Source organism: Bradyrhizobium sp. UFLA05-89 (genome assembly GCF_059803475.1).
This window is the reverse complement of the sequence record NZ_JBANBA010000035.1, coordinates 24,365-49,262: the sequence shown is the minus strand read 5'-3', so window position 1 is coordinate 49,262 and position 24,898 is coordinate 24,365. Positions and strand designations below refer to the sequence as shown.

The 24,898-nt window shown below is 64.3% G+C and carries 18 protein-coding genes and 1 tRNA gene; 4 read left to right on the top strand and 15 right to left on the bottom strand.

Going from position 1 to position 24,898, the window contains the following annotated elements; genetic code table 11:
* Positions 1–7 precede the first annotated feature (7 nt).
* The 3 genes from SO139_RS19830 to SO139_RS19820 all read right to left on the bottom strand — a co-directional run bounded on the left by SO139_RS19830 (position 8) and on the right by SO139_RS19820 (position 2,405).
* Positions 8–679 (bottom strand): OB-fold-containig protein, encoded by a 672-nt coding sequence (locus SO139_RS19830; RefSeq protein ID WP_498540417.1) that lies wholly within the window; start codon positions 677–679, stop codon positions 8–10.
* A 10-nt stretch (positions 680–689) separates the two neighbouring features.
* The gene (locus SO139_RS19825; protein ID WP_449381042.1) at positions 690–1,853 is read right to left on the bottom strand and encodes a PspA/IM30 family protein; all 1,164 of its coding nucleotides are present in this window, start codon (positions 1,851–1,853) and stop codon (positions 690–692) included.
* A 291-nt stretch (positions 1,854–2,144) separates the two neighbouring features.
* Entirely contained in the window at positions 2,145–2,405 is a 261-nt protein-coding gene (locus SO139_RS19820; protein ID WP_449381041.1) for a hypothetical protein, read from the bottom strand.
* Between the two features lie 265 nt (positions 2,406–2,670).
* Between SO139_RS19820 and SO139_RS19815 the strand changes: the two genes are divergently transcribed.
* Positions 2,671–2,850: a hypothetical protein gene (locus SO139_RS19815; protein ID WP_449381040.1), complete on the top strand. Its 180-nt coding sequence runs from the start codon at positions 2,671–2,673 to the stop codon at positions 2,848–2,850.
* A gap of 419 nt (positions 2,851–3,269) precedes the next feature.
* On the opposite strand, the gene SO139_RS19810 is transcribed toward SO139_RS19815, so the two are convergent.
* The 8 genes from SO139_RS19810 to SO139_RS19775 all read right to left on the bottom strand — a co-directional run bounded on the left by SO139_RS19810 (position 3,270) and on the right by SO139_RS19775 (position 15,364).
* Positions 3,270–3,343: transfer RNA gene (locus SO139_RS19810), tRNA-Cys, on the bottom strand.
* 361 nt (positions 3,344–3,704) lie between these two features.
* The gene (locus SO139_RS19805) at positions 3,705–4,472 is read right to left on the bottom strand and encodes an ABC transporter ATP-binding protein (protein ID WP_449381039.1); all 768 of its coding nucleotides are present in this window, start codon (positions 4,470–4,472) and stop codon (positions 3,705–3,707) included.
* A gap of 9 nt (positions 4,473–4,481) precedes the next feature.
* Positions 4,482–5,279: an ABC transporter permease gene (locus SO139_RS19800; protein WP_449381038.1), complete on the bottom strand. Its 798-nt coding sequence runs from the start codon at positions 5,277–5,279 to the stop codon at positions 4,482–4,484.
* 106 nt (positions 5,280–5,385) lie between these two features.
* Positions 5,386–6,126 carry a tRNA-uridine aminocarboxypropyltransferase gene (locus SO139_RS19795; RefSeq protein WP_449381037.1) on the bottom strand — a complete coding sequence of 247 codons (741 nt, stop codon included), beginning with the start codon at positions 6,124–6,126 and terminating at the stop codon, positions 5,386–5,388.
* A gap of 38 nt (positions 6,127–6,164) precedes the next feature.
* A complete protein-coding gene (locus SO139_RS19790) occupies positions 6,165–9,266 on the bottom strand; it encodes an efflux RND transporter permease subunit (RefSeq protein WP_449381036.1) in 3,102 nt (1,033 codons plus the stop codon).
* 1 nt (position 9,267) lies between these two features.
* Complete coding sequence (locus tag SO139_RS19785) at positions 9,268–12,414, bottom strand: efflux RND transporter permease subunit (protein ID WP_449381035.1); 3,147 nt, start codon at positions 12,412–12,414, stop codon at positions 9,268–9,270.
* 27 nt (positions 12,415–12,441) lie between these two features.
* On the bottom strand, positions 12,442–13,902 hold the full coding sequence (locus SO139_RS19780; protein WP_498540416.1) for an efflux RND transporter periplasmic adaptor subunit: 1,461 nt from the start codon (positions 13,900–13,902) through the stop codon (positions 12,442–12,444).
* The gene (locus SO139_RS19775; protein ID WP_449381049.1) at positions 13,892–15,364 is read right to left on the bottom strand and encodes an efflux transporter outer membrane subunit; all 1,473 of its coding nucleotides are present in this window, start codon (positions 15,362–15,364) and stop codon (positions 13,892–13,894) included. Before SO139_RS19775 ends, SO139_RS19780 begins: the two co-directional genes overlap by 11 nt.
* A 564-nt stretch (positions 15,365–15,928) precedes the next feature.
* Between SO139_RS19775 and SO139_RS19770 the strand changes: the two genes are divergently transcribed.
* Together SO139_RS19770 and SO139_RS19765 are read left to right on the top strand one after the other, a co-directional pair.
* Positions 15,929–17,158, top strand: coding sequence for a class I SAM-dependent methyltransferase (locus SO139_RS19770; RefSeq protein WP_449381033.1), 1,230 nt, complete (start codon positions 15,929–15,931; stop codon positions 17,156–17,158).
* Between the two features lie 84 nt (positions 17,159–17,242).
* Positions 17,243–18,277 (top strand): cysteine synthase A, encoded by a 1,035-nt coding sequence (locus SO139_RS19765; protein ID WP_449381032.1) that lies wholly within the window; start codon positions 17,243–17,245, stop codon positions 18,275–18,277.
* A 134-nt stretch (positions 18,278–18,411) separates the two neighbouring features.
* Here SO139_RS19765 and SO139_RS19760 read toward each other — a convergent pair whose 3' ends face one another.
* The 4 genes from SO139_RS19760 to SO139_RS19745 are packed head-to-tail and all read right to left on the bottom strand — an operon-like array spanning position 18,412 to position 22,927.
* Entirely contained in the window at positions 18,412–19,152 is a 741-nt protein-coding gene (locus SO139_RS19760) for an amino acid ABC transporter ATP-binding protein (protein WP_449381031.1), read from the bottom strand.
* Positions 19,153–19,163: 11 nt separating this feature from the next.
* Positions 19,164–20,684 carry an amino acid ABC transporter permease gene (locus SO139_RS19755; RefSeq protein WP_449381030.1) on the bottom strand — a complete coding sequence of 507 codons (1,521 nt, stop codon included), beginning with the start codon at positions 20,682–20,684 and terminating at the stop codon, positions 19,164–19,166.
* Positions 20,681–21,886 (bottom strand): amino acid ABC transporter permease, encoded by a 1,206-nt coding sequence (locus SO139_RS19750; protein ID WP_474800782.1) that lies wholly within the window; start codon positions 21,884–21,886, stop codon positions 20,681–20,683. The genes SO139_RS19755 and SO139_RS19750 overlap by 4 nt, the downstream gene beginning before the upstream one ends.
* Positions 21,887–21,910: 24 nt before the next feature.
* Positions 21,911–22,927: an amino acid ABC transporter substrate-binding protein gene (locus tag SO139_RS19745; RefSeq protein ID WP_449381028.1), complete on the bottom strand. Its 1,017-nt coding sequence runs from the start codon at positions 22,925–22,927 to the stop codon at positions 21,911–21,913.
* Positions 22,928–23,314: 387 nt separating this feature from the next.
* On the opposite strand from SO139_RS19745, the gene metC reads away from it, so the two are divergent.
* Positions 23,315–24,508, top strand: a complete 1,194-nt coding sequence (metC, locus tag SO139_RS19740; protein WP_449381027.1) for a cystathionine beta-lyase — start codon at positions 23,315–23,317, stop codon at positions 24,506–24,508.
* The last annotated feature ends 390 nt before the right edge of the window (positions 24,509–24,898 follow it).

The window sequence follows — 24,898 nt, the reverse complement described above, 5'->3', positions numbered from 1 at the left end:
CTCTCCGCTAATGGCTGTGCTGATTGCTTAGAGTGGACTTGGACGGTTTGAGTTCATCGTCGGCTTTCACCGCCAAAAAGCGGGTGCCGTCGCGATCGACCAGCAGGACGAGGCTTCCCTGCGCCAGCGGTTCTGAGGAAGGCGCCGCGACCGCCCAAACGAAATGCCGGTTGCCATGGACGTCGGCGACGCTGACGCGGCCGGGCGGGCCCTGGTCCAAGGGCCCGATGACGACCTCGCCGACACGGCCGACGAGATCCCCGAGCCCGACGGCGTAGCTTTCGTCCTTGGGAATGACTTTTGCGATGAAGCCGCTGGAGACACGCACCAGCGGGACGGACACGATCACCGCGCCGAGCGAGGCGATGCTCGCCGGCAAGGGGCCGGCGACCATCCGCGCCACGTCCTGGATCAGGAAACCGGTGATGGAGAAGGCGCCGAGCATCAGCAGCAGGAAGATCAACAGCGGCACGCCGCCGAGATTGATCCAGGAGATCGCGTTGATTACGCCGCTGTGGCCGGGATGGTCGAAGTCGACGGCGTTGCCGAGGATCTCGCTCAGGGAGGCCCCGACCATCATCGAGACCACCTCGACCGAGCCGACGATGACGATCATGGCCGCCGCGATCGCGAACGGCCTGACCTCGGGCGCCATCACATGTTCGAGCAATGTGCTCATGGCCGCGAACTCAGGAGCGCGTCTTCAACCGCGCAAGCCTCGCCGCAATCTCCTTGTCGCGATGCAACGCGCTGAGCTCGTCGATGTCGCTCGAGAACGCAATGCCGGCCGGCACGCCGGTGGCCCGCGCCACCGCCCTGCCCGCGCGCAGCGCCTTTGCTGCAGCCGAGTTGCCGGTCTGTTTCGTCGAAGTTGCGGTAGAATGTGTGCCTGCGGCCGCCTCGCTCTTCTCGAGATCGGCGCGCCGCTGCTCGGCATCCTGAAGTGCCGAGAGCACCGCGCGCAACGAGGTAACGCACTGCTCGATCTTCTCGTTGTTCTCGTCGATCGCGCGCGACAGCACCTCGAACTGCGCTTCGAGGTCCATCTGCCGTGCTATGCCGGCGCGGGCGAGGTCATCACGGCTGTCGTCGATCGCGCCCTGGATCTTTGTGGCGAGATCGGTCATCGCGCGCTCGATCTCGCTGCGCCGGGCGTTCAGCCGATATTCCTCGGCGCGCGCGGCGGCGAGCGCTTCGCGGGCCTCGTTCTCCGCGTTCTCGATCTCACGGATGGCCTGGCCCACGACCTTCAGCTTGTTCTTGCCTTCGGCCTGCTCGATCGCGTCATAGGCGATGCCTGCGATCAGGCGTCCGACCCGGGACAGGAAGTTCTCGGGGGCGGCAGCGATGGTCTCCATGGCGTTCTCCTCCTCTGGCAGATTGTTCGGCGTGACGCCGTAGTGAATTTCAAAACCGTCGTCGGTGCGGATCAGATGGGCGGGCACGCTCTGGCCCCAGCCCTCGGCGTAGCCGACATAATCGAACGGCACGCTGAAGCGCCCTTGCACGGTGGCGATCGAGATCGTGGTCGGCCCCTTGAGCTTGGCGAGCTTGTCGTCGAGCGGCAGCCGCCGGCCGCTCGATGCGCGATAGTCGGCGCGGTCGCGCAGCCCCAGCGTTACCAGACGTGACGGCAGGCCGGTCTGTTTCCGGATCGCGTCGTAGGCATGGGCATGCAGCAGCACGACGTTGGAGCCCACATTATGGGTGCGGGCGACCTCCTCCAGAATCTCCATCATGCGGTCATAGGCGTCGAAGGTCGCCTCCAGCGCGGCTTTGACGGCCGGCTCAGGGGCGAGCCTGTAGCGCAGTGCGGATGGCGCTTGTCGGGGGGACGGGTTCATGAAAAGCACTAAAGCACCATTTTGGTGCTTTACAAGGCGAGAAACCGATCACGTTTCACTGATCCTTATGCACTGTACTGGTTAGTCGCCGCCGACAGGGACGGCGTTCAAAGACCTCCGCTCACCGATACACCACCGCCGATCAAGACTTCTTGCCCGCGCCGGTTGCAATTTTCATCGAAATGCGAGAACCGGGCCACAGCCACGCACAGCTTGTCCGCAGCATATCCACAGGGCTGCGGCGCCGATTTCGACTGCGCCTGACCTAACTTGCTGCGCACGAACCCACAGGTAGCCAGCTTAACCGCCCGCCTGGTCGAACACGGCGCGGCAGGCTTCGCTCAGGCTCGCCTTGTTGCGACGCAGGCACGCGGTGATGGCGCGAACGTTGGGGATCTCGCCGGCACAGAGACGATAGACGTCGGGGGTACAGGCCCGGCGCTGTTCGGGTGTGCCTTGGGCGGAGGCGGCGGAAGCAAACAGCGCCAGGAACAACCCGAGAGTCGAGGCCCGCCGGGCCCGGCTCTTTACGCCTGCTAACTTCAGGAACCTCGCCTTCATCGTCGCGTCTCCCGTCGGCTTCGGCCGCCCCGGCCCTTCATTGACCGGCTTCACGCCAGACTTACGGGAAAGAAACTTCTGGGAATGTGATCTCTTTCACACTGGCGCAGCGGTGGAACCCCTTAGGTTCCGCGCCGGTTTTCTTAGGGAATCACTAACCAAACGAGCGCCGATCGACGGATCGATAAAATTCGACCGATCCGCTCAATCGGGAAAAAAGCCGGTTTTGCGAGTTTGCGCCGTCGGGAATGGTCCGGAGGGTGCGATGAGCGAAGCCGAATTCAACTTGCTGCTGGATGCCGTGCGGGCCGCCATCGAGCCCGTACCGGAGGAGGAATTCGTGCCCCGCTCGTGGAAATTCGACGCGTCGCTCAAGGCCGCCAACGACAACGAAGGCGCTTGGCCGCTGCTGCCGTTTCCGGATGGCTGGTACGCCGCCGGCTGAGCACGACGTCCCGCACTCTTCCCTTTAAGCTACGTCCGTAAGAACAGTCGCCGCCTCGCATCTGGCGGAAACAATCAATCAGCTCTCAGTGCCTGACTGGTCGTCCGACTCACGTGAGTCCCTAACAGGACCAGTGGACGGAAAGATGCTCTCATAGATCGCGCGGGCTTCCCGTATCAGACGGGCCCGCTCGATCTCGGACTTCGGAATAAATCGGACGATCTCGCCCACGTGCGCTCCAAGATTCTCGGCTTCAGGACTCATCATCTAGGTGATGCGATCTTCATGCCAAGGCACCTGAATCGCGATTAACCGCCAACCCCGGACAAATCCGGGTGAGTTCGGACCGCGTCGCATCATCTGGCGGAATGGGGTCCGCACGCTGGCATGATTTACGCTGGGAAATCAGGAGGTTGTGATGGAGGCCACGACCAGAATTGAACTGGTGTAAACGGTTTTGCAGACCGCTGCGTAACCACTCCGCCACGTGGCCCCGTAAGGCCGGACTGATATAGGGGATCAAGGACTTAGGCAACCGCCTTCATCCGACTTCCCGATCAGTTTTGGAAGGTCGTCCAGATTGCGGCGGGGCGGCCGCTACCCAAGCATCTCGGCCAGCTTGATGCTTGCGCAGATAATCATCCCCCACAGCGCGAAATTGATCTCGAGCGCGGCGAGCATGAGCGTTCTTCCCTGTGGCACCACTTTAGCCTGTGGTGCTCAATGTCCAGACTCGCTCAGCCCTGCCGGCGCTTCCAGTCCATAATTTCCATTTTTTTCTGCGCCCGCCTTGGTCAGGTCACAAACGCCAACAAGCGGTGGTAATCCGACTCAAGGTTCCAACGGCGGTTGGATTAAGCCCTGCCCTCGCCGGCGCCAGCCAGGTATTGGCCGAGGATGTCTTCGGTCGAACCTGCGGCAGCGATCCGTCCGTCGCGCAACTGGATCGCGCGGTTGCAGGTGTTCTTGATGAGATCGATGTCGTGCGAGGCGAGCACGAGGATGCCGGCGCGCGCCACGATCGCGTCGAGCCGCTGCCGCGCTTTCCTGCGGAAGTGCTGGTCGCCGACGCCGATCCACTCATCGAGCAGCACGATCTCGCCCTCGATCGCGGTTGCGACCGCGAAGATCAGGCGCAGCATCATGCCGCTGGAATAGGTACGCAGCGGCAGGTCGAGCCGGTCGCCGAGCTCGGTGAACTCGGCGATCTCCGCGCGCCGCGCCTCGATCTCGGTGCGCCGCGCTCCGATCACCAGCCCGCGCCGCAGGATGTTCTCGTAACCGGTCGCCTCCTCGTCGAAGCCGGCGGCGAGATCGAACAACGACAGGCAGCGGCCGCAGACATCGACCGTGCCGGCGGTCGGATGGTAGATGCCGGCCAGCACCCTGAGCAGCGTGGTCTTGCCGGCGCCGTTGGCGCCGATGATGCCGAGCCGGTCGCCGGCGCGGATCTCGAGATCGACGCCGTTCAGCGCGGAGACAAGGTGCGGGCGCGGCGCATTGCCGGCACTCCGCAGCGTCACCGCGCGCACGAACCGGCTGCGCAGCGAGCGGTCGCGAAACGACAGCACGGGAAACGCGACCGAGACATTGCGCAGCACGATATGGGCAGCGGAGCTCATGGCGCGCACCTAAATCCAGTACGCGACGCGATGGCGGTATCTCGCGTAGCAGCCGAGGCCGATCATCGCCATGCCGACCGCGTAGAGCGATCCGAGCAGCCACTGCTCCGGATCGGCAGGCTGCGACAGAAGCGGCTTGCGCACGAGATCGAGCAACGTCGCGAACGGATTGACCCGCGTCAGCCAATGGAAGGCCGTCCCGCGTACCGCGTCCTCGGTCCAGATGATCGGCGTCAGGAAGAAGACGAATTGCAGGCCACTGACGATCGCCGATCCAATATCGCGAAAGCGCGCGCAGAGCATACCCAGCGCCGTCGCACCGCCGACCAGCGTGACCAGCAGGATCGCAAAGCCGGGAACCGCGAGCACCAGGGTCCAGTGCAGCGGCCAGGGCACTACGAGATAGAGCAGACCGACCAGCAGCAGATGGTGCAGGAAGATGACGACGTTGCGCGCCGTCATCTGCAACACGTGCACGATCAGCGGCGCCGGCACGGCCTTGATCAGATGGCCGGAGGCCACGAAGATGTTCGAGCCTTCCTGGAGCGTTGCGGCGATCAGCGTCCAGACGATCAGGCCGACGGCGAAGGACGGCAGGAAGACCGCGACGTCCTGCTTGAACAGCGTCGCATAGACCGTGCCGACGCTGGCGATGGTTGCCGCGAGAGTCAGCGTGATCCAGAGCGGGCCGATCACGGTGCGGCGATAACGCAAGGAGATGTCCATCAGGGCGAGCGTGCCCCAGCGATCGAATTGCGCCCCTTGCCGGACAATTTCCCTGGCCGCAGCCTGAATGCGACTTCCCATCCCGCTCCTGGCTTTCCAACGCTAGGCCCGATCACGGGATGGCAATATATGCCCCCCGAGTCTCTATCTGTCCGCTCCGCAGCGGGCAAGCCCTCGGCGCTGGCGGTCAGCCGCGGCGGCTGCGGCGAAAATCGCGCCGGCGGCCTCGGCCTGCCGGTTTTGGCGCAAGTTCAGGCGTCTCCGCCAGCACTTTGCGATAGCGTGTTAACATCCGTTCAAAACTCGCATGCAGCGTTTCGGCGATGTCGGGCCGTTGCTGGAGGCTCGCGAGCATCATGGCCGCAGCCTCGATGGTGGCGAGCCCGTCGCGGCGCGGCTCGCGGCGCAAGCGCCCGTAGCGTGACGGCCTCGCGGGATTGAGGATCACGCGCTGGCACTTCAGCATCCAGGGATTGCGCCACCACAGCGCCTTGGCCTGGCTCCACGTGCCATCGAGCAGCACCACGCCCTCGATCCTGTTCAAAATGGCGCGCTGATTGTCGGCGATCTCGCCCTTGCGCGTGAGCGCGATGATGTCGGCGTCGCTATCGAGATCGGTGGCGCGCGCCGATCCGAGATAGAGCACCGCCCAGCGCGCGGGATCCGCGACCGGTCGTCCGAGCGCCTTGGCAAGGCTCGGCCATGACAGCCCAACCCGCACCGTCGCATCGGCAAAATGCCGCGCCGTCAGCCGCGCGGTGCCGAGCGCCCTGTCCTGCTCCTGCGGATGCTGAAGGATCAGGAGCGCGATGCGGCTGTCGAGCGCTGTGACGCTGTCGCAGATGCACAGCGGCATCGGCTTCTGGCAGTGTGGACATTCGGCAACTGGTTCGGGAGCTGCGGTGGTGACGTCAGACGGGTTCGACATCCAGCCGCTATACGCTTGGCCCTGCGCTTCAACAACCGTTATTCCGCAGGCGCATGCACTGCACCCGGCTCGGAGCGGCGGCGCAGCCGGTCGATCAGGAGATAGATCACCGGCGTCGTGTAGAGCGTCAGGATCTGCGACACGAACAGGCCACCGATGATGGTGATGCCGAGCGGCCGGCGCAATTCCGTGCCGGGCCCCGTCGCGATGACGAGCGGAATGCCGGCAAACAACGCAGCCATCGTCGTCATCAGGATCGGGCGGAAGCGCACCCGGCACGCCTCAAAAATCGCATCAGCCGACGATAGGCCGCGCTGGCGCTCGGCGTCGAGCGCGAAGTCGACCATCATGATGCCGTTCTTCTTGACGATGCCGATCAACAGGATGATGCCGACGAACGCGATCACCGTCAGCGGCGTGTTGGTGATCTGGAGAGCGAGCAGCGCCCCGAGCCCGGCCGAAGGCAAGGTCGAGATGATCGTGAGTGGATGAGCAAGGCTCTCATAGAGCACGCCGAGCACGATATACATCGCGACCAGCGCGCCAAGGATCAGCAGCGGCTGCCGGCCGCTGGTCCGGGCGAAATCGCCGGCGTTGCCGTCAAAGCTGCCGCGAATGCCTTCGGGCATGTGCAACTCCTCGACCGCACGCTGGATGTTCTGGGTCGCGACCTGCAGCGGCACGTCCGGCAAGGTGTTGAACGACACGGTCGTCGAGGGGAATCCCTGCGAGTGAAACACGGCGAGCGAGGCGAGCCCGCGCTGGGCGCGGATCACGGCTGACAACGGCACCTGCACGTCATTGGCGCCCGCAACATAGATGCGGTCGAGATTGGTCGGGTCGACCTGGAATTTCGGATCGGTCTCGAGCACGATCATGTACTGGTTGCGTTGGGTGTAGATGATCGAGATCTGCCGCTGCGCAAACGCGTTGTTCAGCGCATTGTCGATGTCCTGCACGCGGACACCCAGCCGCGAGGCGTTCTGGCGGTCGATGGACAGGGTGAGCTGCAATCCGCCGGGATCGCGATCGGCGGAAACGTCGGTTATGCCTTCGACCGTCTCCATTCGCTTGGCGACGATAGGCGCCCACTGCTGCAACAGGTCGAGATCGGTGCTCGACAGCGTATACTGGTAGTTCGAGTCGCTCTGCCGTCCGCCGGCGCGGACGTCTTGTGCCGCGAACATGAACAGGCGGATACCGGCGACACGAAAGAGATTGCGGCGCAAGCGATCGATGACGATCTCGGTCGAGACATAATTCCGCTCGGCCGGCGGCTTCAGGCTGATGAACATCGTGCCGCGGTTGGAGGTGGCCGGGCCCGGCCCGCCGCCGCCCAGCACCGAGCCGATGCCGGCAACGGCCGGATCGGCCATCACGATGTCGGCGAGCTGTTGCTGCAAGCCCAGCATCGACTGGAACGAGATGTCGGCGGAGGCCCGCGTCGCGCCGATGATGAATCCGGAATCGTCGGTCGGGAAATAGCCCTTCGGCACCTTGGCGTAGAGCGTCACCGTGAGGGCGATGGTGGCGAAGAAGACCATGAGCGTCGAAAGCGGGAATTCAAGCACGGCGCGCAAGGTCCGCGCGTAGAAATTGACGATGCGCGACAGCGATCCCTCGATCACCCTGTCGAACAGCGTGGCCGTCTCCGACGTGGTGTTCCGGATATATTGGGCGCAGATCATCGGCGTGACCGTGAGCGAGACCAGCGTCGAGACCACGATCGCAAAGGTCAGCGTCAGCGAGAATTCGCGCAGCAGGCGGCCGACGATGCCGTCCATGAAGATCAGCGGCGTGAATGCCGCGATCAGCGACAGGCTGATCGACAGCACGGTGAAGCCGATCTGCTTCGCCCCCTCCTGCGCTGCCTGGAACGGCCGCATGCCATGCTCGAGATTGCGGAACATGTTTTCGATCATCACGATGGCGTCGTCGACCACGAATCCGACGGAGATCGCGAGCGCCATCAGCGAGAGGTTGTCGATCGAGAAGCCCGCGAGCCACATGCCGGCGCAGGTGCCGGCGAGCGCAAGCGGCACTGAGATGCCGGCCGCGATCGTCGGGGTGATCCGCCGCAAAAACACGAACACCACGACCATGACCAGGATCGCGGTCGCCAGCAGCGTCCATTGCATGTCCTGCACGCTGGCGCGGATCGTGCCGGTGCGATCGACCAGGGTGGAGATATCCACGCCTGCCGGAATCCACTGCTTCAGCTCGGGGATCAGCGCCTTGACCCGGTCGACGGTATCGATGACGTTGGCATCGCCCTGCTTGGTGATCTGGATCAGCACCGCCGGCTGCTTGTTGAACCAGGCGATGGAACGCGCGTTGCGGACGGAGTCCTCGATGTCGGCGACGTCGGCGAGACGAACGAAATTGCCGTTCGAGCTCTTGATGACGATGTCGCGGAATTCCTTGGCGGTGCGCATCTGCCGGTTCAGCGCCAGCGTCTCGCTCTGGCGCTCGCCGTTGAAGATGCCGATCGGACCGAGCGGATTGGCATTGATGATGGCGGTCCGCACGTCGTCGGTGGCGATGCCGGCATTCGACAGCGCGACCGGATTGAGCTGGATGCGCACTGCCGGCTGATCGGCGCCGCTGATCGTCACGTTGCCGACGCCCGGCACCTGCGAGATCCTCTGCGCGAGCACGGTATCGGCGACGTCATAGATGGCGGCGGTCGAGATCGTCTTGGAGGTCAGAGCCAGCACGTAGACGGGGGCTGCGGCGGAATTCGCTTTGCGAAAGCGCGGCAGCGCCGGCAAATCGCTTGGCAGGTCAATCAGCGATGCGTTGATCGCCGCCTGCACGTCGCGCGCGGCGCGATCGATATCGCGGCCGATATTGAACTGAAGCTGGATGTTGGTTGTGCCGAGCGAGCTCGTCGAGGTGATCTGGTTGATGCCGGCAATCTCGCCCAGGCGCCGCTCCAGCGGTGCGGCGACGGTTGCCGCCATGACGGAAGGGTCTGCGCCAGGCCGGCTCGCCGACACGAAGATGGCGGGGAAGTCGACGTTGGGCACCGACGAGACCGGCAGGAACTCGTAGGCCACGACACCCAGGAGGAAGAGCCCGATCGAGAGCAGCGTCGTGGCGACGGGCCTGCGGATGAAGGGCTCCGAGATCGATGCCATCTCACATCCCCTCGGTTGCGCCCGCAACCGGCGGGCCTCCCGGCTCGGCCGGGGGCAGTGCGCGCTCGAGGCGGCGATTGATCCGGTCGAGCGCGAGATAGATCACCGGCGTGGTGTAGAGAGTCAGCAACTGGCTGAGCAGGAGGCCGCCGATGATGGAGATGCCGAGTGGAAAGCGCAGCTCCGAGCCGGTGCCGCTTTCGACCGCAAGCGGGAGCGCGCCGAACAGCGCCGCGAGCGTCGTCATCATGATCGGACGGAAGCGCAACAGGCAGGCCTGAACGATCGCCTCCGTCGGCGCCATCCCCTGCCCGCGCTCGGCTTCCAGCGCGAAGTCGATCATCATGATGGCGTTCTTCTTGACGATACCCATCAGAAGGATGATGCCGATCAGGCCGATGACGGACAGGTCCTGCCCGCACAGGACCAGCGCCAGGATTGCGCCAACGCCGGCTGACGGCAGCGTCGACAGGATCGTGATCGGATGGATGTAGCTCTCATAAAGCACGCCCAGCACGATGTAGATCGTGATGACGGCAGCGAGCAGCAGCCAGGGCTGCCCGGCAAGCGCCTTGGCGAATTCGGCGGCATCGCCTGCGTAAACGCCGACGATATTGCGGGGCATGCCGATGCGGGTCTCGATCGCCTTCACGGCCTCGACGGCGTCACCGAGGGCGGCGCCCGGCGCCAGGTTGAAGCTGAGCGAGATCGCTGGGAATTGCGCCTGGTGCGAGATCGCCAGCGGCGCCGTCGTCCGCGTGAGCGTCGCCACGGCAGACAGCGGCACTTGAGCGTTAGGCGCGCCCACGGTGGCGCTTGCGGCGCCCGGCAGATAGAGCTTCGACAGGATCGACGGATCACGCTGGTACATCGGCAGCGCCTCCAGCACCACGCGGTACTGGTTGGCCTGGCCGTAGATGGTGGATATCTGGCGCTGCGCGAAGGCATCGTTCAGGGTGTCGGTGACGGCTTGCAGGTTGACGCCTAGCTGGCCGGCGCGGGTCCGGTCGACGTCGAGCTGCGCGCGCAGCCCCCCTTCCTGCGCCTCCGACGACACATCGCGGAACAGCGGATCGCGTCGCATCTCGGCGACCAGCTTGCGCGACCATTCCGAGACGGATGCCGCGTCGGTGCCGGTGAGCGTGTATTGATATTGCGAGCGGCTCGACTGGGTCGAGATCTGCACGTCCTGGACCGGCTGGAAGTACACGGTCATGCCGGGGATCGCGGCAACCCTGTTCTTCAGCCTGTCGACGACCACGCTGACGTCGTCGCGCCGCTCGCCGCGCGGCTTGAGCGTCATGACGAGGCGTCCGACATTGGTGGTCGGGTTGACCGACCCCGCCCCGATCACCGAGACCACGCCGACCACGTCGGGATCGGCCTTGATGGCATCGGCGGCTTCCGCCTGCCGCTTCTGCATCTCGGCGAAGGAGACGTCGGCGCCGGCTTCCGTCACGGCCGTGATCGAGGCCGTATCCTGGAGCGGCAGAAAGCCCTTGGGCGCGACGACATACATCACGAGGGTCAGGATCAGCGTGCCGAAGGTCACGACCAGCGTCGTGCGCTGATGCTCGAGAACCCACAGCAAGGTCCTGTGGTAGAATTCGACGGTGCGATCGATGAAGCGGCTGACCGCGGCGAGCCCCGGCACAGCCAGCTCCTCGTGCGCGTGCTTGAGGAGGCGCGAGCACATCATCGGCGTCAGCGTCAGCGAGACCACCGCCGAAGTCACGACCGCGATCGTCAGCGTCAGCGCGAATTCGCGGAACATCCGGCCCACGAGGCCCGACATGAACAGTAGCGGGATGAAGACGGCAATCAGCGACACCGTCAGCGAGATCACGGTGAATCCGATCTCGCTCGCTCCCCTGAGCGAGGCCTGCATCGCGCTCTCGCCGTTCTCCATGTGCCGGACGATGTTCTCGATCATCACGATGGCATCGTCGACCACGAAGCCGGTGCCGATGGTCAGCGCCATCAGCGAGAGGTTGTCGAGGCTGAAGCCGGCGAAATACATGATGCCGAAGCTCGTGATCAGCGACAGCGGCAGCGCGACGCCGGCGATCACGGTTGCGCGCAGCGAGCGCAGGAACAGCAGCACGACCAGCGTCACCAGCACGACGGCAAGGATCAGCGTGAACTGCACGTCATGGACGGAGGCCCGGATGGTGACGGTCCGGTCCGAGACCACGGTCAGGTTCACGCCGGCCGGGATCGCGCGCTGGACTTTCGGGATCTCGGCCCGGATCTGGCTGACCACGTCGATCACGTTGGCGCCGGGCTGGCGCTGGATGTCGATGATCACCGCCGGCGAGCCCTGGTACCAGCCGCCGGTCCGATCATTCTCCAGACCGTCGACGATCTGAGCAATATCCCCGATGGTGACGGGCGAGCCATTGCGGTAGGCAACGATGACCGGCCGATAGGCATCGGCCGCGGCGATCTGGTCGTTGGCCGCAATCAGGTAGGATTGCTGCGCGCCGTCGAGCGACCCCTTCGGGCCCGAGACGTTGGCATTGGATATCGCGCTGCGAAGGTCCTCCATGGCGATGCCGTAGGCGGCCAGCCGCGCGAGGTCGGCCTGGATGCGCACCGCCGGTTTCAGTCCGCCAAGCACCGAGACGCGGCCGACGCCGGAAATCTGGCTCAGCCGCTGCGCCAGGAGCGTATCCGCGATGTCGCTCATCACCCGCAGCGAGATCGTGTCGGAGCGCAGCGCAAGTGTCATCACCGGCGCATCCGCCGGATTCACCTTGGCGTAGGTCGGGGGGTAAGGCAGCGTCTTGGGCAGCACGCCGGCGGCTGCGTTGATCGCAGCCTGCACGTCCTGCGTCGCACCGTCGATGTCGCGGTTGAGATCGAATTGCAGCGAGATCTGGCTGACGCCGAACGAGCTCGTCGAGTTCATCGCCGACAACGACGGTATCTGGCCAAGCTGCCGCTCCAGCGGCGCGGTAATGAGCGAGGCGATGACATCGGGGCTCGCGCCGGGCAGTTGCGTCGTTACCTGCACGGTCGGGAAGTCGACCTGCGGCAGCGCCGAGACCGGAAGCGAGAAGTAGCCGAGCGCGCCACCGATCAGCAGCGCGATGCCGAGCAGCGAGGTCGCGATCGGCCGGCGAATGAAGGGTTCGGAGACGCCCATGACGTGATCAGCCGGTCGAGGTCGGGGTCATGGCTGCTTCGCTCCACTGCCCGATGAATCTGCCCCCTGTGCCGGTCCAGTCTGGCCTTTCTGATCGCCCTCACCGCTCTGCCGCTTGGCGCGGCGCTCGCCATCCTTGCCTTGCAGGTCCTTGGCCCCATCCTTGGCCTGTCCATCCTTGGCTTGCCCATCCTTGGCTTGCCCATCCTTTGCCTGCCCGTCCTTGGCTTGACCGCCTTTCTGGGCATCCGGCGCGCGGCTGCGCTTGCGCGGCGCAAGATCCGCCGACGGCGTCTGGTCGTCGCGGCCGATGATCACCTTGGAGCCGTCAGAGAGATTGGCAAAGCCGGTGGTGACGACACGATCGGTCGGCGACAGACCGCTCGCGATCACGGCATCATGCTCATTCTGCTGCGTCACCGTCACGGGTTTGGCCGAGACGATATCACCCTCGCCGATCACATAGCTGAAGGTGCCGACCGGCCCGCGTTGCACGGCCGATGTCGGCACCACCAGTGCTTTCGGCAGTGTCTCGACCTTGAGGCGGACATTGACGAACTGGCCCGGCCAGAGCTGGTAGCTGGCATTGGGGAATTCCGCCTTGAGCTTGAGCGTGCCGGTCGTCGGGTCGACCTGGTTGTCGATGCCGGTCAGCTTGCCGGTGTCGATCACCGTCACACCGTCATTGCCGAACACGTCGACCGGCAATGCGCCTTTCGACGCGGCGGCGTTGACGCGCATGATCTGCTGCTGCGGCAGGCTGAACCACACCGCAATGGGCTGCAACTGCGTGATGACGACGAGACCCGTGGTGTCGGAGGCATGGATGATGTTGCCCTGATCGACCTGGCGAAGACCGGCGCGGCCCGAGAGCGGCGCCACGATCTTGGTGTAGCTCAGCGTTGCCGCCGCATTGTCGATCGCGGCCTGATCGGCCTTGATCAGTGCCTCGGTCTGCGCGACCGCCGCGCGCTGGGTGTCGGCCTGCTGCTTGGAGCCGGCGTTGGTGGCGGCGAGCTGCTCGTAGCGTGTGAGGTCGATGCGCTGGTTGGCGAGCTGAGCCTGGTCCTGCGCCTTCTTGGCCACGGCCTGATCATACTGCGCCTGGTAGATCGCGGGATCGATCTCGGCGAGCACGTCGCCTTTCTTGACGTCCTGGCCTTCGATGAAATTCACCGCGATCAGCTTGCCATCGACCTGCGAACGCACGGTGACGGTGTTGAGCGCGCGGATCGCGCCGACGCCGTCGAGATAAACAGGCACGTCCTGGATGCGCGGGGACGCCGCCAGCACGGGCACGGGGAGGTCTGGCCGCGCATTGCGGTCATTCGCAGGCTTCTGGTGCCACGCGGTCCAGCCGAAATAGCCGAGCCCGCCGATGATCGCGAGCGTGATCAGCGTGGAGACAAAGCGGCGGCCGCGCCGGGACGAGCCGCGCTTGGCTGCCTCGTCCTTCGCGCCTTCCTTCGTGTCCGGCTTAAAGAGCATTGACCGGTTTCTCCATTCTCGGCTCCCAACCGCCGCCCAATGCCTGGTACAGGCTGACGATCGCGAGCAGGCGGGCAAGCTGCGCCTGCGACAGCGTGTCCTCCGCCTGGAACAGCGTCAGCTGGGTGTTGAGCACCGTCACGATATCGGCCGTGCCGGCGCGCAACTGCTGCTCGGCGAGATCGAACGCGCGGCGTGACGCCACGACGACCTCGCGCTGCAACTGCAGCTTGATCGTGGTCTGCTTGATCGAATACAGCGCGTTGTCGACATCCGCGAAAGCCTGGACGATCGTCTTGCGGTAGGTCTGGAGCAACTCGTCCTGCCGTGCCTTGGCATACTCGAAATTGCCGAGAATCTTGCCGCCGTCGAAGATCGGCTGCGTCGCGCTGCCGACGAGCTGGAAGAAGGCCGCGTGCGGCTGGAACAGCGATACCAGCGCCGAGCTCTGATAGCCGCCATTGCCGGTGAGCTGGATGGTCGGAAAGAACTGCGCGCGGGCATTGCCGATATTGGCGGTGGCGGACGCCAGCTGCGCTTCCTGCCGGCGAATATCGGGCCGCTGCGTCAAGAGTTCGGACGGCAGTCCCGGTGTGACGCGCGGGATCCCGATCTGGTTCAGCGAGCCGCCCGCGACCCGCACGCTCTCCCGCGGGCGCGACACCAACACGGCCAGCGCGTTGATGTTCTGATCGAGCGTCTGCCGCAGCGGCGGCACCAGCGCCTTCTGGTTGGCGAGCACGCTCTCCTGCTGCGCGACGTCGAGGTCCGTGCCCGTGCCCGCCTTGCGCCGCTCCTTGATGGCATCGAGGATCCGCTGGGCACTGGCGATGTTGCTTTGCGCGGTGCGCAAGCGATCCTGCGAGGCCAGCACCTGGAAATACGCGTTGGCAACGCTGGTGAGCGTGGTCAGCGCCACGACGTCGCGATCGAAGCGATTGGCGTGGGCGGTCTCTTCGGCGGACTGCAATGCGTCCCGATTCTGGCCCCAGAAATCGAGCTGGTAGCTCGCGCTCAGCGAGGCCGAATAGTTGACGACCTCGCGGCCGCCGTTGGTGAGTCCGGAGGACGAGGAGCCTGACGTCCGCGAATAGGTCTCCGAGCCCGAGCCGGACAAGCTCGGCAGCAGGGCTGCACCGGCCTGCCGCGCCTGGGCGTCGGCCTCGAAGATGCGCGAGACGGCGGCGGCGATGTCCAGGTTGACGGTCTGTGCCTCCTCCATCAATTGCGTCAGCTCCGCCGAGCGGAAGCCGCGCCACCAGTCGAGCGGCGGCGGCGCATCGGGCTTGCCGGCGTATTTATACTGGCTGGGCACGTCGAGCGCCGGATCGGGTAAGTCCTGCGTCAGCACGCAGCCGGCGGAGCTCAGTGCCAGGCCAAGCGCCACCGCCCGGCCCACTGCGCCCAGCAGCCCAACCAGCAGCTCACGTGCGGGACAGTACGATCGCCGGACGACGACCATCGGAAATCTTCGGGTCACATCCACCCCCTGCCGGGCAGACGCAACTGCCACCGCGCGGCCGGATTAACCGATTCGCGGTGGTTCAGTTGGGGGATGGTCTCCGTTTCGTTCACAGCGTGATGCTTTCCTGCAACCGTGCCGCATATTAGCGGGGCGTGGCCGGGGCGGACAGTCCCGCAACTGCGAAGCCCGCCCCGCAAATGGACTTCACGAAGTCGCGAAACACGCAGGTTTTGCCTACTTCTATAGGGCTTTCTCGCATTTCGACGCGCTCCCCGGCGTCGACAAGCTTACCAACATTTCATGTGGTATTGCCGCCACAGCGGGATCGGGACGGCCACAGAAGGGCTGCCCTCCACTGAATCCTGCGCCGCAGCGCACCGAAGCTCTTCAGACATCGAGCGGCAGGGGGCATTGCCGACAACGCGACAGCTTGGCGGCCGCGGAAACGCGCGCTTATACTACCCGTCGCTGACTGCCTGCGGGGGCGCTCTCGGGTCCAGCGAGAACCGGGATGGGCGCGGCTACCTGAGCGGTCGGACAGTGCCAGTTCAGGTGATGCCGATGCAGAACGCGATTCCGGTCACCCCCGACAATGTCGAGACGGTCCTCGCAGACCTGCCCCGCCTGGTTCGCCTCGCGCTCGCCTTCGGCTCACGTCTGAGGCGCGGCACGCTCGACGTGATCCTGCCCGACGGCCGCGTCATCCGGCTCGGCGGCCTCGAGCCCGGCCCGAATGCCGTGATGCGGCTGCACAATTACGATTTTGCGCCGCGCCTCATCAATGCCGGCGATATCGGGATTGCCGAAGCCTATCTCGCGGGCGATTGGGATACGCCCGATCTCACGCAGTTCCTCTATATCTTCTGCGTCAACCACGACCTGATCCAGGCCATGCTCCGCGACAAGCCGCTGATGCGCCTCGTCCAGGTGGTCCGGCACTGGTTCAACCGCAACACCAGGCGCCAGGCGCGGCGCAATATCCATGCGCATTACGACATCGGCAACGCCTTTTATTCCGCCTGGCTCGATCCGAGCATGACCTATTCCTCGGCGCTGTTCGAAGAGAACACCACCGATCTCACGGCAGCCCAAACCAACAAGTATCGCAGGCTCGCCGAAGCCATCGATCTCAAGCCGGGACAGAAGCTGCTCGAGATCGGCTGCGGCTGGGGGGGATTTGCCGAGTACGCGGCCAAGACTTTTGGTGCGCACGTTGTCGGGCTGACAATCTCGACCGAGCAGCGCGACTTTGCGCAAAAGCGCATCCAGGACGCCGGTCTCTCCGACAAGGTCGAGATCCGCCTTCAGGACTACCGCGATGAGCGCGACCGGTATGACCGCATCGCCTCGATCGAGATGATCGAGGCCGTCGGCGAGCAGTTTTGGCCGAAATATTTCGCGCAGCTACGTGATCGCCTGTTGCCGGGCGGTCTTGCCGGCATCCAGGCCATCACCATCCAGGACGGGTTGTTTCAGACCTATCGGCGCGAGGTCGACTTCATCCAGCGCTACGTGTTTCCCGGCGGCATGCTGCCCTCGCCCGCCGTGCTCAAATCCCTTGGCGAGACGTTTGGTGTCCCCGTCATCCGAGAGCGCATCTTTGGGCAAGATTATGCCAAGACGCTTGCCACCTGGCGAAATAACTTCCGCAGCGCCTGGCCCAACCTCGTGCCGCTCGGCTTCGACGATCGGTTCCGGCGACTCTGGGAGTACTATCTCTCCTATTGCGAGGCCGGTTTCCTCTCCGGAAATATCGACGTCCGGCAGGTCGTCTTCGCAAAGCAGCATTAAGACTTTGCGCCCTCGCCTTGTGTGGCCGGAGACCCTACTTTAGGGTCTCGATCACCTCACAGAACCAGCCGGTAATTGCCTGACATGACCATCAAAAACGACGTTGTCGAAGCCATCGGCAACACTCCCCTCATCAAGCTCAAGCGTGCGTCCGAACAGACCGGCTGCACCATTCTCGGCAAGGCCGAATTCATGAATCCCGGCCAGTCGGTGAAAGACCGCGCCGGCAAATGGATGATCTTGGAGGCCGAGAAGCGCGGCGAACTGAGGCCGGGGGGCCTGGTGGTCGAGGCAACCGCCGGCAACACCGGCATCGGCCTTGCAGTCGTGGCAAGCGCGCGCGGCTATCGCACGCTGATCGTGATCCCGGAGACCCAGAGCCAGGAGAAAAAGGATTTCCTGAAGCTGTGCGGCGCCGAGCTCGTCGAGGTGCCGGCGCTGCCTTACGCCAATCCCAACAACTACCAGCATGTCGGGCGCCGACTCGCGGATGAGTTGCGCAAGAGCGAGCCGAACGGCGTGCTGTTCGCCGACCAGTGGAACAACCTCGACAATGCCAAGGCGCATTACGAATCCACCGGCCCCGAAATCTGGCAGCAGACCGGGGGCAAGGTTGACGGCTTCGCCTGCTCGGTCGGCAGCGGCGGTACGCTTGCCGGCGTCAGCCGCTATTTGAAGGAGAAAAACAAGGACGTCGCCATCGCCTGTGCCGATCCGCACGGCGCCGGGATGTACGAATATTTCCGGACCGGCGAGCCCACTGCGACGTCCGGCGGCTCGATCACTGAGGGTATCGGGCTCAACCGCGCGACCGCAATCGTCGAGACCGCGAAGGTCGACGATGCCTTCCTCATTCCCGACGAGGAAGCGGTCAACCTGATCTACGATTTGCTCCAGCATGAGGGCCTGTGCCTCGGCGGCTCGACGGGCGTCAACATCGCTGGCGCCATTCGCCTCGCGAAGAAGCTCGGGCCCGGCAAGACCATCGTCACCGTGCTCGCCGATTCCGGCAGCCGCTATCAGTCCAAGCTGTTCAATGCGGACTTCATGCGCGCCAAGAATCTGCCGGTGCCGGCCTGGCTGGAGAAGCGCAGCAACATCAAGCCGCCGTTTGTGTAAGGCGCGGCGCGCCTTCCGACCTCATCCTGAGGAGCGGCGCCTTGCGCCGCGTCTCGAAGGATGGCCGCGAGGACGAAGGGGCCTTCATGGTTCGAGACGCGCGCTTTGCTCGCTCCTCACCATGAGGATCGAGATCACCGCAATATCTGGCTCAGGAAAAGCTGTGAGCGCGCGTGCTGCGGATGGGCGAAGAATTCCTGCGGCGTGTTGGATTCGATGATCTGACCGGCGTCCATAAACACCACGCGGTTGGCGACCTCCTTCGCAAAGCCCATTTCATGCGTCACGACGAGCATGGTCATGCCTTCCTTGGCGAGGTCGACCATGGTGTCGAGGACCTCCTTGACCATTTCTGGGTCGAGCGCCGAGGTGGGTTCGTCGAACAGCATCACCTTCGGATTCATGGTGAGTGCGCGCGCGATCGCGACGCGCTGCTGCTGGCCGCCGGACATCTGGCCCGGAAACTTGTTGGCCTGGTGCGGGATCTTGACCCGCTCCAGGAATTTCATCGCGGTCGCCTCGGCGTCCTTCTTCGGGATGTTGCGGACCCAGATCGGCGCCAGCGTGCAATTGTCGAGCACCGTGAGGTGCGGGAATAGATTGAAGCTCTGGAATACCATGCCAACCTCGCGGCGCACCGCGTCGATGTGTTTCAGGTTCGGCCCGAGCTCGATACCGTCGACGACGATCTCGCCCTCCTGAAACTCCTCCAGCGCGTTGATGCAGCGGATCAGCGTCGACTTGCCCGAGCCCGAGGGACCGCAGATCACGATGCGCTCGCCCTTCTCGACCTCGAGATCGATGTCCCGCAGCACGTGAAAGTCGCCATACCATTTGTTGAGGCCGGAAATCTTGACGATCGGGCTGGCGGACATGGTGACCCCGTTCAGTTGCGGCGATGGGCGTTGAGTCGGTTCTCGACGAAGAGTGAGTAACGCGACATTCCAAAGCAGAAGAGGAAATAGAGGACTCCGGCAAAGGCAAAGCCGGTGAACGCCGTCGACGGCGTCGACCAGACCGGGTCGGAGAAGGATGCCCTGAGCGAGCCGAGCAGATCGAACAGCGCCACGATCGAGACCAGAGAAGTGTCCTTGAACAGCGAGATGAAGCTGTTGACGAGGCTCGGGATGACGTGGCGCAGCGCCTGCGGCAGCACGATCAGCGAGGTGGTCTTCCACCAGGACAGGCCCAGTGCTGAAGCCGCCTCTCCCTGCCCACGCGGAACCGCAGCGAGCCCACCGCGAATGTTTTCGGCCTGGTAGGCGCCGGTAAACAACGCAATGCCGATCAATGCGCGCACCAGGCCGTCGACCGTGAAGTTGCCCGGCAGGAACAGGGGCAGCATGTAGGTCGCGAAGAACAGCACGGTGATCAGCGGCACGCCGCGCCAGAACTCGATATAGGCGATCGAGAAGATCCGGATCAGCGGGATCGTCGAGCGGCGCCCGAGCGCCAGCGCGACGCCGATCGGCATGGAGGTGACGATGCCGGTCACGGCAACCACCAGCGTCACCAGGAGCCCACCCCACAGGCGTGTATCGACGATCGGCAGGCCGCCGTGATCGAGCCCCATCAGCTTGATCACGAGCGCGGTGCCGATGAACGTCGCTATGCTCGATGCAAGCGCGCGCCAGCCGGTGCGCATTCCCCCGCCCAGGAAGAACAGGATCAACGAGACGACGATAGTTGTGATCGCGAAATCGATCCAGACCGACTGGCTACTTGCCTGGATCTGATCGCGCAGCCAGGTCAGCGGAAAGATCAGCCACTGGATCGCGGTGCCGACCAGCACGATGAAGTTTCCGACGACCCACAAAAGCGGACCGATGGCCGAACTCTTGCCGAGGCTGACCAGTACCTGCCCCGCGCCGATGACGCTGTCGTCGAACAGTTGCAGCAGGCCGGCGGTCCAGCTCAGGCCGAAACCGGTGATGCCGCCGCCGTGCATCAGGAAGAATGCGACCACCGGGAAGGCGAAGAAGAACAGGCCGGCATTGAGTCCCTTCGCCGGCAGGCGCGGAATCAGCAGCGGCAACAAAAGGACTGCCGCCAGGATGAAGGTCAGATTGACCCGCCAGCGTTCCGCCTCGGGATAGAAGCCATAGATGAGCTGCGGAAGCTTCGCCTGTATATAGGGCCAGCAGGCACCGACCACATACCCCGCATTTTCGGGCAGGCACGCCGTACGGTCCTTTCCGGTCCAGACGGCGTCGACCACCAGGAATCTGAGCGCGGGAATGACGGTGTACCAGAGCAGCAGCGCGCCGAGGATCGTCAAGAGAATGTTGGTCGGCGAGTTCAACAGGCGCGTGCGCACAAGGCCGACGAAGCCGGTGGTCTTCACCGGCGCAGGCCGCTCCGCAACGAGGTCCTGGCGAACGAAGGATGACGCGGTGATATCCGTCATGCTCCCAGGCTCCGGTTGATGCGCCAGCCATAGACGCTCATGACGGCGCTGGTGAAGAGCGAGATCAGGAGGTAGACGGCCATGGTCATGGCGATGATCTCGATCGCCTGCCCGGTCTGGCTGAGCGATGTGCCGGCGAACACTGAGACCAGATCAGGATAGCCGATCCCGACGGCAAGCGAGGAGTTCTTGGTGAGGTTGAGATACTGGTTGGTCAGTGGCGGGACGATCACGCGCATGGCCTGCGGCACCACGATCAGCCGTAGCGTGGTGCCGCGGCTCAAGCCCAGCGAGGATCCCGCCTCCATCTGTCCCTTGTGCACGGACAGGATACCGGCGCGCACGATCTCGGCGATGAAGGCCGCCGTGTAAGTCGACAGCGCCACCGACAGCGCCACGAATTCCGGAATGATCCGCGAGCCGCCGGCGAAATTGAAGCCCTTGAGCTGCGGCAGCTCGAAGGTGAAGGGCAGACCGAATATCAGCATCGTGACGAGCGGAAGCCCGAACAGAAGGCCCAGCACGTAGGGCCAGATCCGGATCATGCGGCCGCGCTGGTAGAGCTCGCGCCGCGCGTAGACGCGCAGCGCCAACGAAGCGACGATGCCGAGCGCCAGCACCACCAGGAACGCCTCGAATCCACTTTCGCCGACCGGGCGTGGAATGACCAGTCCCCGGTTGCTGATGAAGGCAATGCCCAGCAGCGAGATGCTCTGCCGTGGATTGGGTAAGGCCGCGAGCACCGCGAGGTACCAGAACAGCAGCTGGAACAGGAGCGGCAGGTTGCGGATGATCTCCACATAGATCTCGCCGACGCGTGACAGCAGCCAATTGGGGGAGAGCCGGCACAGCGCGACGATGAAGCCGATGATGGTGGCAAAGAAGATGCCGACGACCGAGACCACCAGCGTGTTCAGAAGCCCGACCACGAACACGCGCAAGAACGTGTCCGAGCCGGTGTAGGGGATCAGGGTCTGATTGACGTCGAAGCCCGCATTGTTCCTCAGGAATCCGAAACCGGCAGCAATGTGCTGGTTTTCCAGATTGGCGCGGGCATTGGAGATGATCTCATAGGCCATCCAGCCCAGGATCGCGGCGAAGGCGAGCTGGACGGCGACGCCGTTCCAGCCAGCCTTACCACCGAGAGCGCGCCTCAGCTTCAGCGCGATCTGCGGCGGTGGTTTTCGGGCCTCGGTGCTCATCGCCGCAAGCCGTGGGCTTGGCAATCAGCGGATCGGCGGAGCGTACTGGAGACCGCCCTTGTTCCAAAGGCTGTTGAGGCCGCGGGCAATACCCAGCGGTGAGCCGGTGCCGACGTTGCGGTCGAACACCTCGCCGTAATTGCCGACCTGTTTCACGATCCGGACCACCCAGTCCTTGGTCAGGCCGAGCTGTTCGCCGAAATTGCCGTCGGTGCCGAGGACGCGCTTCAGTTCGGGATTGTCCGACTTCGCCTTCTCGTCGACGTTCTTGGAGGTGATGCCAAGCTCTTCGGCCGTGACCATCGCGAACAGGGTCCATTTGACGATGTCGAACCACTGGTCATCACCGTGGCGCACCATCGGACCGAGCGGCTCCTTGGAGATGATTTCCGGGAGCACCATGTGGTCGTTGGGATTGGCAAGCTTCAGGCGGTTGGCGTAGAGGCCAGACTGGTCGGTGGTGAAGACGTCGCAGCGGCCGGATTCATAGGCCTTGACCGTCTCGTCGTTGGTGGCGAACGCGATCACCTCGTACTTCATGTTGTTGGCCTTGAAGTAGTCGGCGAGATTTTGCTCGGTGGTCGTACCGGTCTGGACGCAGACCGAGGCGCTGTTGAGTTCCAGCGCCGAATTCACCTTGAGCGACTTCTTCACCATGAAGCCCTGGCCGTCATAGTAGTTCACGCCGGCGAAATTGGCGCCGAGCGAGGTATCGCGCGAGATCGTCCAGGTGGTGTTGCGCGAGAGCAGATCGATCTCGCCGGATTGCAGCGCGGTGAAACGGTCCTTGGCGGACGTCGGCACGTATTTGACTTTCGTCGGATCGTTGAAGACGGCCGCCGCGACCGCGCGGCAGAGGTCGACGTCGAGCCCGGTCCAGTTGCCCTTGTCGTCCGGCGACGAGAAGCCCGGCAGGCCCTGGCTGACGCCGCAGGACAGCATGCCCCTGTCCTTGATGGTCTTGAGCGTTTGCGCTTGGGCGGCCGGGGCGGACAGGCCGGCGGCGAGAGCAAGGGTGAGAACCAGAGTTACGCGTTTCATGGGCTGAAGCCTTTCAAGGGCATCGTGTTGGGGGCGACGTGCGGTCGTCTCTAATCTAATGGCGTATGGGAACGTTCGTTGAACATCCTTCGCTGAACGTCTTTCGCTGAACATCGTGCAAGCTGTGGGCCAACCCCGTTGATCCCCTGCCGGAAACCGTTGGACGCCAGGCTGTCAGGCATGGTCCCTCGGGCGGTGGATCGAAGGTCGCGGCAAGCCCCTCAACATGCGGCGACAGAATAGCACCTGCGCATCACAGAACGACTGGCGAGCCGGGTCAAGGGGTTGACGGGACTCTTCTGTGATCTGTTATTACCAGTTGCGGTCGATCCGCCGTCCCGCGCGGGGACTTTCCGCGCCGACAATCCCAGTTTTGAAAGCACACGCATGGATTCTTCTGCGGGCGCGAAGCCCTTCTCGCAACATCCCGACACCCGGCTGGTGACCTCCGGCCGCGACACCAAGGCGCAGAAGGGTTTTGTCAATCCGCCGGTCGTGCACGGTTCGACCGTGCTCTACCCGACGGCCGAGGACCTGCACGCCCATCGCGGCGAGTTCCAGTATGGCCGCCACGGCACTCCCACCACCAAGGCGCTCCAGGAGACGCTGATGGCGCTGGAGGGACCGAACTGCGCCGGCGTCGGCATCGCGCCGTCGGGCCTGGCTGCGATCACCACCACCCTGCTCGCGGTGCTGAAGGCGGGCGATCACCTGCTCGTCTGCGACAACGTCTATCGGCCCACGCGCAATTTCTGCAACGGCCTGCTCGCGCGCTACGCCATCGAGACCACCTATTTCGATCCGCTGATCGGTGCAGGCATCGAAGCCCTGTTCAAGCCCAATACGCGCGCGGTGCTGGTGGAAGCGCCGGGCTCGCAGTCCTTCGAGATGCCGGACATTCGCGCGGTCGCCGAGGTCGCGCACGCCCGCGACGCGCTCGTCATCGACGACAACACCTGGGCGACGCCGCTCTATCATCGCTCGCTCGACCAGGGCGTCGACATCAGCATGCAGGCCGCGACCAAATATATCGGCGGCCATTCCGACATCATGTTCGGCACCATCTCCGCAAATGCCAAGGCGTGGCCGCTCGTGACCGAGGCCATCCGCCTGCTCGGTGTCTGCGCGGGGCCCGACGACGTTTTCCTCGCGCTGCGCGGCATGCGCACGCTGTCGGTGCGGCTGGCACAGCACTATCGCTCGGGGCTCGACGTGGCGCGCTGGCTCGCCACGCGGCCGGAGGTTGCGCGCGTGCTCCATCCCGCGCTCGAGACAGATCCGGGCCACGCGATCTGGAAGCGCGACTTCACCGGCGCCTCCGGCCTGTTCAGCGTCATCTTGAAGCCCGCGCCGCAGAAGGCAGTCGATGCCATGCTCGATAGCCTCAAGCTGTTCGGAATGGGCTATTCCTGGGGCGGCTTCGAGAGCCTCGCCATCCCCTTCGACTGCGACAGTTATCGCACGGCAACGAAGTGGGCCCCGGGCGGTCCGACGCTGCGTCTGCATATCGGGCTCGAGAGCGTCGAGGACCTCAAGGCTGATCTCGATCGCGGCTTTGCTGCCTTCAACGCGGCAATTTGAGCTTCGAAATTGGGCATCCCGCCTAACAAACGCACCGCAACAAAGGGGTGATGCGGGCGCGTTGCAGTTGGCAACCTTCTACCAGCGGACTATGGACTCGCTGTGCATCGCCTTCGATGTGCTCATGTCGGGCGATGCCAACGAGGCGCGCAAACTGCTGGTGGAAATGTCCAGGCCGCGTAACACCTAACTCGCCGACGCCGAGCGGCATCTCGATCGCCTGCACGACTTGCGCTGCATTCACTCGCATATCTGCTCGGTGGCCCATCCCGTGCTCGATGTAGCCGGCGAGCCCTACCCAGGAACTAGGCCGAGGCGGCCGCCCTGTTCGTCTCTGGCGCGGCGTCCGCTCTGCCGCGCTAGCAAGATATCCGAGATAGCTAACGCGCT